The 12,412-nt window shown below is 61.1% G+C and carries 11 protein-coding genes; 9 read left to right on the top strand and 2 right to left on the bottom strand.

Annotated features, from left to right (window positions below; translation table 11 throughout):
- Positions 1-29 precede the first annotated feature (29 nt).
- The gene (locus D4A92_RS06930) at positions 30-1,313 is read right to left on the bottom strand and encodes an NAD(P)/FAD-dependent oxidoreductase (RefSeq protein WP_203018943.1); all 1,284 of its coding nucleotides are present in this window, start codon (positions 1,311-1,313) and stop codon (positions 30-32) included.
- A 394-nt stretch (positions 1,314-1,707) separates the two neighbouring features.
- The gene (locus D4A92_RS06925) at positions 1,708-2,253 is read right to left on the bottom strand and encodes a DUF4142 domain-containing protein (RefSeq protein WP_203018942.1); all 546 of its coding nucleotides are present in this window, start codon (positions 2,251-2,253) and stop codon (positions 1,708-1,710) included.
- Between the two features lie 139 nt (positions 2,254-2,392).
- Here D4A92_RS06925 and D4A92_RS06920 point away from each other — a divergent pair, with 139 nt between their 5' ends.
- From D4A92_RS06920 to D4A92_RS06880, 9 genes are all read left to right on the top strand, one after another.
- On the top strand, positions 2,393-3,346 hold the full coding sequence (locus tag D4A92_RS06920; RefSeq protein WP_203018941.1) for a sugar-binding transcriptional regulator: 954 nt from the start codon (positions 2,393-2,395) through the stop codon (positions 3,344-3,346).
- A 147-nt stretch (positions 3,347-3,493) separates the two neighbouring features.
- Positions 3,494-4,807 carry an ABC transporter substrate-binding protein gene (locus D4A92_RS06915; protein ID WP_203018940.1) on the top strand — a complete coding sequence of 438 codons (1,314 nt, stop codon included), beginning with the start codon at positions 3,494-3,496 and terminating at the stop codon, positions 4,805-4,807.
- 144 nt (positions 4,808-4,951) lie between these two features.
- A complete protein-coding gene (locus tag D4A92_RS06910) occupies positions 4,952-5,824 on the top strand; it encodes a carbohydrate ABC transporter permease (protein WP_203018939.1) in 873 nt (290 codons plus the stop codon).
- A gap of 10 nt (positions 5,825-5,834) precedes the next feature.
- Positions 5,835-6,659: a carbohydrate ABC transporter permease gene (locus D4A92_RS06905; protein WP_203018937.1), complete on the top strand. Its 825-nt coding sequence runs from the start codon at positions 5,835-5,837 to the stop codon at positions 6,657-6,659.
- Between the two features lie 12 nt (positions 6,660-6,671).
- A complete protein-coding gene (locus D4A92_RS06900) occupies positions 6,672-7,670 on the top strand; it encodes an ABC transporter ATP-binding protein (RefSeq protein ID WP_203018935.1) in 999 nt (332 codons plus the stop codon).
- Entirely contained in the window at positions 7,667-8,446 is a 780-nt protein-coding gene (locus D4A92_RS06895) for an L-iditol 2-dehydrogenase (RefSeq protein ID WP_203018933.1), read from the top strand. Before D4A92_RS06900 ends, D4A92_RS06895 begins: the two co-directional genes overlap by 4 nt.
- A gap of 34 nt (positions 8,447-8,480) precedes the next feature.
- Entirely contained in the window at positions 8,481-9,965 is a 1,485-nt protein-coding gene (locus tag D4A92_RS06890; protein ID WP_203018931.1) for a mannitol dehydrogenase family protein, read from the top strand.
- A 6-nt stretch (positions 9,966-9,971) separates the two neighbouring features.
- Entirely contained in the window at positions 9,972-10,679 is a 708-nt protein-coding gene (locus D4A92_RS06885; RefSeq protein WP_203018930.1) for an HAD family hydrolase, read from the top strand.
- Positions 10,672-12,297, top strand: coding sequence for an FGGY family pentulose kinase (locus D4A92_RS06880; RefSeq protein WP_203018929.1), 1,626 nt, complete (start codon positions 10,672-10,674; stop codon positions 12,295-12,297). The genes D4A92_RS06885 and D4A92_RS06880 overlap by 8 nt, the downstream gene beginning before the upstream one ends.
- The last annotated feature ends 115 nt before the right edge of the window (positions 12,298-12,412 follow it).

Here is a 12,412-nt window from a genome sequence, read left to right as displayed (position 1 = left end):
GTCTACCCTCAGCTCGTCAATGAAAGCCGCTATTTGTCAGGGGCGATGAAGTTTTCGTCGATCAGGCGCGCGCCTCTCTGGCGGGTGGTGTAACGCCAGATCCACTGAACGCTCACAAGCAGGCGTTTCTCGAAATTGACCAGCAGATAGACATGGACGATCGCCCAGAGCAGCCAGGCAAAGCGGCCTTTGAGCTGCCAGGTACCGAAGTCGAAAATGGCTGCGTTTCTGCCGATGACCGCCGTATTGCCGCGGTTGTGGAAGCGGAAGTTCGGCACTGCCGCACCCTTTAGGAGGCTGGCTTTGAGCGCTTTGCCGAGGAACGTGCCCTGTTGTTTGGCCACCTGAGCGAGGGCGGGCAATGCTTCGCCATCTTCGTCCAAAGCCAGCGCGGTATCGCCAATGGCATAGACTCCCTCTAAGCCATCCACCGAGAGGTCCCGCGCCACCGGTAGGCGCCCGCCCGGGCCCGGCGAGATGCCAAGCCAGTCAGCGGCCGGTGATGCCTTCACGCCGGCTCCCCAGACGATGCAGCTCGCCGGCAGGAATCTGTCCTTCACCTGCACGCCCTCGGCGGTCACGTCTTCGACGGGCGTGTTCAGCCGGATATCCACGCCGATGTTCCGGAGGTAGTCGGCCGCGTAATCCGAGAGGTTCTCGGGGAAGGTTGCCAGAATACGCGGACCGGCCTCAACGAGTACGACATGATGCTGCTCCGGTCGCAGGCTGCGGAAGTCGCGCTCGATCATGAAGCGACCGAGTTCTGAAATGGCGCCGGCCATCTCGACGCCGGTCGGGCCACCACCGATGACCACGCTGGTCAAGAGGCGGCGCTGCTCTGCCTCGTCCTGGCTTCGCTCGGCCTGTTCGAAGGCGAGGAGGAGGCGGTGACGGATCTGCCGGGCTTCGTGGATCGATTTCAGCCCCGGCGCATGTTTCTGCCAGTCCTCATTACCGAAATAGTTGTATTTTGAACCCGTCGCGAGGACGAGGCGATCGTAGGGAATTGCCGCCCCATCGGCGAGGGAGACCGTCCGGGCGGTCGGATCGATCGACACCACCTCTCCCATCAGCACATGAATGTTATCCGACCGTCCCAATGTGCGGCGAATCGGCTCCGAGATATCCGCAGGCGAAAGCGCCGCGGTTGCGACCTGATAGAGCAATGGTTGAAACAGATTGTGATTGCGCCGGTCGATCACCGTCACATCGACCTCGGTATCGGCCAGAGCCTTTGCGCAGGCGAGACCTCCGAAACCTGCGCCGACGATCACGACGCGTGGCCGGCTCCCGACATTGGATAGTTCTTCCATCATCACCTCACTGTCTGCTCGCATTGTTCCGGGACAACCGGAAGGCGTCAAGAAATGTTCCGGGGGAACGGCTCGGAGGCGGGACGGTTGGTCAAGGGCAGTCGGTCGATGGAAGGAACACTTCGTCTCCCAGTCCATGCGGCGCTTAGGCGAAACAGCTGGTCACGAGAATTGCAGGGCAAATATTTCTTTGTTCCAGCGTTGGAACAAAGCTTCGCCTTACCGGTTCATGAGAGAGATCATTGTTCCCTCCCCCGAACCTCCCCCGGCCGCCCCAAGGGCGCCTACCTGAACCCCGCTTCGGCGGGGTTCTTTTTCGTGAGTACCGGCTTACTGTTGCATACCGTACCGAGGGATATCCTTGTTGTCTTCGTTGTTGCTGCGCTAAAGACCTTCAAGGATTGGTTTGTGATTGTGCTCTCACCTTGTGCATCCGGACGAGCGGGTAATTGGCAATCGCGTAGGTTTTCAGGCTTCCGGCCGGTCCATGATCGGCATAGGCGCCCAGCAGCCTGATCGCCTGATCATGAGCCTTCATCTGGGAGGACATGTAGGCCGCGTCGAACTGGCTCTGCTCTGCCTGTTCCAGCGCGGTGAGCGTTTGCTTCTGTTCCATCGACAGTTCCATGACCATCGCGATTGAATCGGCCTCGGCGGCGTCGGTCAACTGTCCCTGCGCACGCTTGTAGTCGTCCAGCATGGTACGGGCGAAAGCCGTTACCTGCTCGTCCTCGCTACGCTTCAGAGCAAGTTCTGCAGACAGTATTTCGAACTCATTGGTCGCGGCAGCCTGCTTTACGAACTCAGCCGGACCCAATGCCTTGGTTTCGGCCGAAGCCTCTGGAGTCGGTAATTGCTGGATTGGCGCTGTCTGCTGAGCCATCGCCGTGGCGCCAAGGCAGAGGGCAGTTGCGGCTGCGAGCGAAATGGAGCGTATCATGATGGTTCTCCTTGAATAACGGGTTGTTGGTTCAACCCGCCAGTCCTCGAACCGTTCCAATAGAGGGACGAGCGCAGAACCCGGATTTGACACGAGGGGGCAAAATTGGCAGCAGTGTTCCAGACGGAGAGGAGACTGCATGGCACGGCGTGGCGAGGGGCAGACGAGACTGGACGATGCGGCGCGGGCCGGATGGCTCTACTATGTCGCCGGCAAAACCCAGGACGAGATCGCGGCTGCCATGGGCATATCTCGGCAGAGCGCCCAGCGCCTCGTTTCCCTGTCGGTCGCAGAAAAGCTGATCAAGGTGCGGCTCGATCATCCCATCGCGGCATGTCTGGAGCTTGCCGAAGCTGTGAAGCACAAATTCGACCTGAAGGCGGTGGAGATCGTTCCCACCGATCCGGGATCCGAGTCCGCGACAGTGGGAGTGGCGGAAGCCGGCGCAGCGCAGCTGGAGCGCTGGCTGAAGCAGTCCGAGCCGCTGATCATTGCGATGGGAACGGGTCGAACGCTCCGCTCGATGATCGATCAGTTGTCTCCGATGGAATGTCCGCAGCACAAGATCGTCTCGCTTACGGGCAATATCAGCCCTGACGGATCGGCTGCCTATTTCAACGTCATCTTCTCCATGGCCGATGCGGTCAAGGCACCGCACTTCCCAATGCCGCTGCCGGTCATAGTCTCTTCTCCAGCCGAGCGGCAATTGCTGCATGACCAGCCTCTGGTCGCGCCGACAATCGCGCTCGCGCGCCGATCGGACGTCACCTTTGTCGGCATCGGCGAGATGAACATGCGTGCTCCGCTTCTCGTCGACGGGTTTTTGAACGCCGACGAGATGGAAGGTCTCCTTCAGGCCGGCGCGGTTGGAGAGATCTGCGGCTGGATCTTTGGGGACGACGGAAAGTTGCTGACCCATCCGGTCAATGAGCGGGTCGCCAGCCTGCAAATACCTTCCCGGGAAACCTCGACCGTAATCGGTCTCGCACGGGGTCGGCGCAAGCATCCGGCCATCCTGGCTGCCGTCCGGGGCGGGCATATCAATGGCCTGATCACGGATGAAGACGCTGCGCGCCATCTTCTGGCGAGCTAGGCTTCTATAAAATTTCAATTTCGGAACAGGCGTTTAGTCAATTCATGTGGCAGCGCAGCATGAAATGCGGATTGACATTTTTTGCTCTACGATTGAGTAATTGCCCATGAGCAAAGCGAATGCTCATTTTTCTTCTGGGAGGAAGACATGACATTGAAGACGATTTTGCTGGGCGCCTGCTCAGCGCTGGCATTTGCCGGCATGGCCTCGGCCGAAACCCTCACGATCGCGACCGTCAACAACGGCGACATGATCCGCATGCAGGGCCTGACCTCGGAATTCACCACCGCTAACCCGGATATCCAGGTCGAATGGGTGACGCTCGAGGAAAACGTCCTGCGCGAACGCGTGACGACTGATATCGCCACCAAGGGCGGCCAGTACGACATCATGACGATCGGCACCTATGAAGTTCCGATCTGGTCCAAGCAGGGCTGGCTGCTGCCGCTCGAAAACCTCGGCGCGGACTATGATGTCGACGATCTGCTGCCGGCGATCCGTTCGGGTCTGACCGGCGAAGACGGCAAGCTGTATGCCGCGCCGTTCTACGGCGAGTCCTCCTTCATCATGTACCGCAAGGACCTGATGGAGAAGGCAGGGCTTACCATGCCCGACGCTCCGACCTGGGAGTTCGTCGCGGATGCCGCCCGCAAGATGACCGACCGTGCCAACGACATCAACGGCATCTGCCTGCGCGGCAAGGCCGGCTGGGGCGAAAACATGGCCTTCCTGACGGCCACCTCCAATGCCTTCGGCGCCCGCTGGTTCGACGAAAACTGGAAGCCCCAGTTCGACCAGCCGGAATGGAAGAACACGCTCGACTTCTACGTCACGCTGATGAATGACGCCGGCCCGCAGGGTGCGTCTTCCAACGGCTTCAACGAAAACCTGGCACTGTTCCAGCAGGGCAAGTGCGGCATGTGGATCGACGCCACGGTTGCTGCCTCCTTCGTCACCAATCCGACCGACTCGACGGTTGCCGACAAGGTCGGTTTCGCGCTCGCGCCTGACACCGGTCTCGGCAAGCGCGGCAACTGGCTCTGGGCCTGGAACCTCGCGATCCCGGCTGGCTCGCAGAAGGCGGAATCGGCCGAGAAGTTTATCTCCTGGGCAACCAGCAAGGCCTATGCCGAGCTCGTCGCATCCAAGGAAGGCTGGGCCAATGTTCCTCCGGGCACGCGGACCTCTCTCTATGAGAACCCGGAATACCAGAAGGCAGCGCCGTTTGCGAAAATGACGATCGACTCGATCAACGCGGCCGACCCGAAGGCCCCGACGGTCAAGCCGGTGCCCTATGTCGGCGTGCAGTTCGTGGCGATCCCCGAGTTCCAGAGCCTCGGCACCTCCGTCGGTCAGCTCTTCTCGGCAGCGCTTGCAGGCCAGATGTCGGTTGATGACGCACTGGCCCAGGCCCAGAGCCTGACCGAGCGTGAAATGACCCGCGGCGGCTACATCAAGTAATCCACCCTCCCGAACCACCTGCCCGGATTGCGATCCGGGCAGGACAGGCTTCGACCGTTTGCGGCCAATGCCGGTCGTCGTCACCCAGCCTCCAACGGGCCTGCGGACCTCGTTTCCGACATGGCCATCAGGGCGAGCTTCATCATGGCTACTCAAAACACACGCACCCTGGCCCGTCTGATGATGGCGCCGTCTGTCGGGCTCCTGCTGATCTGGATGATCGTGCCACTGTCGATGACTCTGTGGTTCTCGTTCCAGAACTACAATCTGCTCAATCCTGCCAATGTCAGCTTCGCCGGCCTGTTCAACTACCGCTATTTCTACACGGATCCGGCCTTCTTCCAGTCGATCTGGAACACGATGCTGATCGTCGGTGGCGTGCTGTTCATCACAATTTTCGGCGGCACGCTGCTGGCGCTGCTGCTCGACCAGCCGATCTTCGGCCAGGGAATTGTACGCATACTCATTATCTCGCCCTTCTTCGTCATGCCGCCGGTCGCTGCATTGATCTGGAAAAACATGATCATGCACCCGGGCTATGGCGTTTTGGCCGACATCAACCGGGCGCTCGGCTTGAGGCCCGTCGACTGGTTTGCGCAATATCCGCTTTTGTCGATCATCATCATCGTCGCCTGGCAGTGGCTGCCGTTTGCGACGCTCATCCTGCTCACCGCGTTGCAGTCACTGGATGTCGAGCAGAAGGAAGCCGCCGAGATGGACGGGGCTAACTTCATCAACCAGTTCATCTATCTGACGCTTCCGCATCTTTCCCGTGCAATTACCGTGGTCATCCTGATCCAGACCATCTTCCTGCTCGGGGTCTATGCGGAGATCCTGGTCACCACCAATGGCGGCCCGGGCTATGCCTCGACCAATCTCGTCTTCCTGATCTACCGAACAGCCCTCCTCGGCTACGACGTCGGCGGCGCTTCGGCAGGCGGCATCATCGCAATCATTCTCGCCAATATCGTCGCCATCTTCCTGATGCGCGCCGTTGGCAAGAACCTCGACCGGTAAGGACAAGGCCATGGCTCGCAACGTCACAACCCGGCGCAAGATCATCTTTACGGCGATTGCCTGGACAATTGCCTTCGTGATCTTCTTCCCGATCCTCTACACGCTGATCACCAGCGTGAAGACGGAAACGGAAGCGATTCAGGGCTTCGACCTGATCCCGACCTTTACCCTCGAGAACTACGTGACGGTCCAGACACAGCGCGACTACATGAAACCGTTCATGAACTCGGTCATCCTGTCGGTGGGCTCGACGATCCTGGCACTTTTCGTCGGCATACCGGCCGCCTGGGCCATGGCGTTCTCGCCGACCAAACGGACCAAGGACATCCTGATGTGGATGCTCTCGACCAAGATGATGCCTGCCGTCGCCGTGCTCGTGCCGATCTACCTGCTGTTCCGCGATTTCGGTCTGCTCGACACTCGGATTGGCCTCACGATCATGCTGACGCTGATCAACCTGCCGATCGTCATCTGGATGCTCTACACCTATTTCCGCGAGATCCCGGGCGAGATCCTCGAAGCTGCGCGGATGGACGGCGCATCGTTGTTCAACGAGATCGTCTATGTGCTCACGCCCATGGCCCTGCCGGGGATCGCCTCGACGCTTCTCCTCAACATCATTCTCGCCTGGAACGAAGCATTTTGGACGATCCGTCTCACCACCACCAACGCAGCGCCGCTGACCGCCTTCATCGCCTCCTTCTCCAGTCCGCAGGGGTTGTTCTGGGCGAAGCTTTCGGCGGCCTCGACGATGGCGATCGCGCCGATCGTGATCCTCGGCTGGTTCAGCCAGAAACAACTCGTGCGCGGCCTCACCTTCGGCGCCGTCAAGTAAGGAAACCCGACCATGGGCAGCATCAAACTCGAACAGCTCTCCAAGTCTTTCGGCGAGCATGCGGTCATCCCGGGGATCGACCTTGAAATCAATGACGGCGAATTTGTCGTCTTCGTCGGGCCGTCCGGCTGCGGCAAGTCCACGTTGCTGCGCCTGATCGCCGGCCTCGAAGACGCGACCGGCGGGCGCATCGTGATCGACGGCAAGGATCAAACGAATACTGCGCCGGCACAGCGCGGGCTGGCGATGGTGTTCCAGTCCTACGCGCTTTATCCGCATATGAGCGTGCGTTCGAATATCGGCTTTCCGCTGAAGATGGCGAAGGTCGATCCGGCCGAGATCAACCGCAAGGTCGAGGAGGCCGCACGCATCCTGAACCTCACCGACTATCTGGAACGCCGGCCCGGACAACTTTCCGGCGGCCAGCGTCAGCGCGTCGCGATCGGCCGCGCCATCGTTCGCAATCCGCGTTGCTTCCTCTTCGACGAGCCGCTCTCGAACCTTGATGCGGCGCTTCGCGTCGCCATGCGTCTCGAGATCACCGAACTGCATCAGAAGCTCAAGGCAACCTCGATCTATGTGACCCACGACCAGGTGGAAGCCATGACCATGGCCGACAAGATCGTGGTCCTCAACAAGGGCCGTATCGAGCAGGTCGGATCGCCGCTCGACCTCTATCGCAGCCCGGCCAATCTCTTCGTTGCCGGCTTCATCGGCTCGCCGAAGATGAACCTGATTTCCGGCCAGGCTGCTTCTGCCCACGGCGCCCATACGATCGGCATTCGGCCGGAGCATATCACGCTCTCGCTCGACAGCGGCATGTGGCGCGGTCTGGTGACGGTCGCCGAACATCTCGGCTCCGACACGTTCCTGCATGTCGAAGTTGACGGCGTGGGCACGATTACGACGCGCACCGGCGGGGAGTTCCCGGTCCGTCACGGCGACACCGTCTATGTGACACCGGATCTCGATCGACTGCACAAATTCAATGACAAGGGACTGGCAGCATGACCGGCAGATTGAGCGGAAAATCGGCAATGATCACGGGCTCGGCCCGCGGCATCGGCCGCGCCTTTGCGGAAGCCTATCTTCGCGAGGGTGCGACGGCAGTTGCGATCGCCGATATCGATTTCGACCGCGCATCGGCAACGGCAGAGGAGATCGGTCCTGCGGCCTATGCCGTTCGGATCGACATCTCCGATCAATCATCGATCGACGCCGCGGTTGCGGCCTGTGTCGAACGCGCCGGCGGCATCGACATCCTGGTCAACAATGCCGCGATCTTCGATCTCGCCCCGATCATCGAGATTTCCCGCAAGAGCTATCAGCGCGTTTTCGACATCAATGTCGGTGGAACGCTGTTTACGATGCAGGCTGTGGCCAAGCAGATGATCGCGCAACGGCGTGGTGGCAAGATCATCAACATGGCGAGCCAGGCCGGACGACGCGGGGAACCGCTGGTCGGCGTCTACTGCGCCTCGAAGGCTGCCGTCATTTCGCTCACCCAATCGGCTGGTCTCGACCTCATCAAGCACGGGATCAACGTCAACGGGATCGCGCCTGGCGTGGTCGGCAGCGAGATGTGGGACGAGGTCGACGCGCTCTTTGCAAAATACGAAAACCGTCCGCTCGGCGAAAAGAAGAAACTGGTCGGCGAGGCGGTCCCCTTCGGCCGTATGGGCCGGGCTGAAGATCTGACCGGTATGGCAGTCTTCCTGGCCTCGGCGGAAGCCGACTACATCGTCGCCCAGACCTACAATGTCGACGGCGGAAACTGGATGAGCTGACGGCTCGCTCGGCCCCCAGCCAAGGAATGCACCCATGACGATCAAACTCTCGCTTGCAACTCTGGCAGATATCGGTGACCGGGCGTCCCTGCCCTCCTATCGCCGCGAGGATATCCGTCCCGGGATCCTGCATTTCGGCGTCGGCAATTTCCACCGTGCCCATATGGCGATCTACCTGCACGAACTCTTCAACAGCGGTCGCGATCTCGATTGGGGCATCATCGGCGCTGGTGTCATGGCCTCCGACCAGCGGATGCGTGACACGCTGAAAGCCCAGGATTTCCTGACGACCGTTGTCGAACAGGACATTGACCGGTCGGCCGCGACCATCACCGGTCCGATGCTGGACGTGATCACCGCACCGGATTTCGATCGGATCATTGCGACTCTCGCCTCGCCCGATATCCGGATCGTTTCGATGACGATCACGGAGGGTGGATATTTTATCGATGCGGCCACCGGCCAGTTCGATCCTGAGCATCCGGCGATCGTCGCCGACGCGAAGAACCCGGCCGCGCCGAAGACCGTCTTCGGACTGATCATCGCCGGCCTCAAGGCGCGCCGCGCTGCGGGCATTCCACCCTTCACCGTCATGTGCTGCGACAACATCCCCGGCAATGGCGAGGTGACAGAAGCGACGATCTGCGGTCTCGCCCGGCTGTCTGATCCCGAGATCGCAGACTGGATCCACCACAACGTCGCCTTTCCGAATTCCATGGTGGACCGCATCACGCCTGCGACCGGACAGCGGGAGATCGATATCACGCGGGAGAGTTACGGGATCGAAGACGGCTGGCCCGTATTCTGCGAGGGCTTCAAGCAGTGGGTGCTCGAAGACAAGTTCCCGCTGGGACGCCCTGCCCTGGAAGAGGTGGGCGTGACCTTTGTGCCCGATGTGGCGCCCTACGAACTGATGAAGCTCAGGATCCTGAATGGCGGCCATGCGGCAATCGCTTATCCGGCGGCGCTGATGGACATTCATTTCGTGCATGAATCCATGGAGAACCTGCTGATCCGGGCCTTCCTGGCGAAGCTCGAAAACGACGAAATCATCCCGGTCGTGCCGCCGGTGCCGAATACCAGCTTGCAGGACTATTTCGCGCTCATCGAGAACCGCTTCGCCAATCCGAAGATCGGCGACACCATTCCGCGCCTGGCGCAGGACGGCTCGAACCGTCAGCCCAAGTTCATTCTGCCCTCGACGGCCGATCGGTTGGCCCAGGATCTGGACGTGCAAGGCCTCGCACTCGTCTCGGCCCTGTGGTGCCGCTACTTCGAAGGCACGAGCGATGGCGGGAAGCCGATCGCTTTCAACGATCCAAGCGCGGATCGGCTGCACGCGGCAGCGCTTGCCTCCCGGAATGATCCCATGGCTTTCATCGGGGTCACCGACATCTTCGGTTCCGTCGGTGCCAATCCGCAGTTCCAGAAGCGATTCGGTGAAGCGATCGCCAGCTTGCGGAGCCAAGGTGCTGCCGCTACGCTCCAGCGCTATCTCGACGGAACCCTTTCAAGCTGAGTGACCATGGACCCGCAGCCGATCCGCCTGGTGATCTTCGACTGTGACGGGGTCCTCGTCGACAGCGAAGGCATCGCGCTCGAGGTTCTGGTCGAAGCGCTGGCCGAGAAGGGCGTTCTGCTGACGACGGACGAGGCGGCGGAGCGCTTTCTCGGGCGAAGTCTTAGTTCGCTGACAGAGGTGGTTCGATCCGAATTCGGTGTTGAAATCGATCCGGCTTTTCTGGCCGGCATGCGGGACGGGCTCTACGCTCGGTTTCGTGCGGAATTGGACCCCCTGCCCGGGGTCGCGGCTGCCATCGAATCGCTGAAGGCCATGCAGGTCTCCTGCTGTGTGGCCTCGTCCAGCCAGCGGGAACGCATCGAGCTGTCCCTGTCCGTGACCGGACTTCTTCCCCGTCTTAGCCCACATATCTTCAGCGCCACGATGGTCGAACGCGGCAAACCCGCGCCGGACCTTTTTCTGCACGCAGCCGCCGAAATGGGGGTCTCGCCGTCACAGTGTCTCGTGATCGAGGACAGCCCTGCGGGGATCCGTGCGGCGCAAGCAGCCGGCATGAAGGTCATCGCCTTTACAGGCGGATCCCACACCGGCCATGCCAGTTATCAAAAAGCGCTCACGCATCTGGCACCAGACGGGCAGTTTGACGCGATGGAGAATTTGCTCCACTTTGTCCTCGGAGCGAGGAGACCGGAAGATCTGACTGATGCGTGAGCACCTTTTGGCCGTGGATGTTGGCACTGGCAGTGCACGGGCCGGGGTGTTTGATCTCAGCGGTCGGCAACTTGCCCGCTGCGTCGTGCCGATCAGCGTTCACCAGCCGCTGCCTAAACACATGGAGCAGGACAGCGAGGAGATCTGGACTGCGGTCTGCGGCGCTGTGAAGGCAGCCCTTGCCGACAGCGGAATTTCAGCTGCCCAAATCCTTGCCATCGGCTTCGACGCGACGTGTTCGCTCGTCGTGCGCGATCGAAACGGACGCCCGCTTTCCGTCTCCGAAACACGCTCTCCGACCCTCGACACCATCTTGTGGATGGACCATCGGGCGCTCGAGGAAACCGAATACTGCAACGCGATTGCCGATCCGTTGCTTGAACGCTTTGGCGGACGGCTATCGGTCGAGATGCAGATCCCGAAACTTCTCTGGCTCAAAAGGCACAGACCGGATCTCTGGGCTGAAAGCGCACACATCTTCGATCTCTGCGATTTCCTGACCTGGCGCGCGACCGGCTCCGAGAAACGCAGCCATTCGGCGCTCGCCTCGAAATGGGGCTATACGCCGGAAGCGCCCGGCGCGCCCCCGATCGACTATTATCGAAAAGTCGGACTCGGCGACGTCATGGATCGAGCAGGGCTGCCGGCGCTTTCGCAGCAGCCAGATCAAGCGATCGGCCGCCTCTGCCGAACCAGTGCCCAGGAACTCGGTCTCGACGAGCAATGTCTTGTCGCTCCCGGGCTGATCGATGCCTATGCGGGCACCACCGGACTGTTTGCAGCCGGACAACGGCCAAGTGTCTCTTTCGACGCCGAAGCCGTTCTGATCGCGGGCACCTCAAGCTGCATCGTGCGGCTTTCGAGCGAGCCTGTGTCCGGGCCCGGCTGCTGGGGCGCTTTCCGTGATGCTGCGATTCCCGGCCTCTGGCTGACGGAGGCAGGGCAGTCCGCATCGGGTGCCTTCCTCGACTATATCGTGACGCAGCATCCGGCCGGCGGGATTCCGATGAAGGCGCGCCATCGCGCTATTCTCGACGGGATTGCTGAGTGTCTGGCGAGCGAAGGACCAGACTTCGGTCTCCCGATCAGCGTCCTGCCGGACCTGCATGGTACACGCTCACCTATGTCCGATCCGATGCTCACCGGGACAATCGCGGGGCTCGATCTCGATCGGAGCGAGCGCTCCCTCCTCAGGCTCTACTGGCGAAGCTGTGTGGCACTCGCCTGCAGTATCCGCCACATCATCGAGCATCAGCCGCGGCGTGCGGGAGCGCCGAAGCAGCTCCTGTTGGCGGGCGGTCTCGCCGACCATCCGCTTCTGGCACAGCTCTATGCCGATGCGACCGGCTGCGATGTCTTTGTGCCGATCGACCGCGACGCCGTTCTTCTCGGCTGCGCACTGCATGCGGCTGTTGCCGCCGGCGCCTTTTCGACGTCTGCCGAAGCGGGAAGCCGGATGCGGTATGCCATGAAGCATTTTCCGCCATCGCCGAAGCGGCAACAGGCTCTCGCGCGAGATCACGCACTGCTCAAAGCCATGATGCGGCATCGCGAGGAGCTTGCCGCTCTGGCGAGCCCTCAGGCCAGAGTGCCTGACGCCATCTCCTTGGCCATCTGATTCCACGCGCCTGTGGGGGCGAGGTCTCGGCCGCGTGCAGTCACCAGAATACCGGATCTGAAAGGCGCATCGGTGCCCTCTTGCGCCAGAGCTTGGAACCTGCCATGTTGCCTAT

The sequence above is a fragment of the Rhizobium rosettiformans genome, from assembly GCF_016806065.1.
Lineage (GTDB): Bacteria > Pseudomonadota > Alphaproteobacteria > Rhizobiales > Rhizobiaceae > Allorhizobium.
The sequence above is the reverse complement of the archived record's forward strand: the minus strand, read 5'-3'. Positions and strand labels throughout refer to the sequence as shown.

Coding starts and splice junctions, on each gene's coding strand:
- D4A92_RS06930 (WP_203018943.1), bottom strand. CDS start 1,313: ATGGAAGAACTATCCAATGTCGGGAGCCGGCCACGCGTCGTGATCGTC.
- D4A92_RS06925 (WP_203018942.1), bottom strand. CDS start 2,253: ATGATACGCTCCATTTCGCTCGCAGCCGCAACTGCCCTCTGCCTTGGC.
- D4A92_RS06920 (WP_203018941.1), top strand. CDS start 2,393: ATGGCACGGCGTGGCGAGGGGCAGACGAGACTGGACGATGCGGCGCGG.
- D4A92_RS06915 (WP_203018940.1), top strand. CDS start 3,494: ATGACATTGAAGACGATTTTGCTGGGCGCCTGCTCAGCGCTGGCATTT.
- D4A92_RS06910 (WP_203018939.1), top strand. CDS start 4,952: ATGGCTACTCAAAACACACGCACCCTGGCCCGTCTGATGATGGCGCCG.
- D4A92_RS06905 (WP_203018937.1), top strand. CDS start 5,835: ATGGCTCGCAACGTCACAACCCGGCGCAAGATCATCTTTACGGCGATT.
- D4A92_RS06900 (WP_203018935.1), top strand. CDS start 6,672: ATGGGCAGCATCAAACTCGAACAGCTCTCCAAGTCTTTCGGCGAGCAT.
- D4A92_RS06895 (WP_203018933.1), top strand. CDS start 7,667: ATGACCGGCAGATTGAGCGGAAAATCGGCAATGATCACGGGCTCGGCC.
- D4A92_RS06890 (WP_203018931.1), top strand. CDS start 8,481: ATGACGATCAAACTCTCGCTTGCAACTCTGGCAGATATCGGTGACCGG.
- D4A92_RS06885 (WP_203018930.1), top strand. CDS start 9,972: ATGGACCCGCAGCCGATCCGCCTGGTGATCTTCGACTGTGACGGGGTC.
- D4A92_RS06880 (WP_203018929.1), top strand. CDS start 10,672: ATGCGTGAGCACCTTTTGGCCGTGGATGTTGGCACTGGCAGTGCACGG.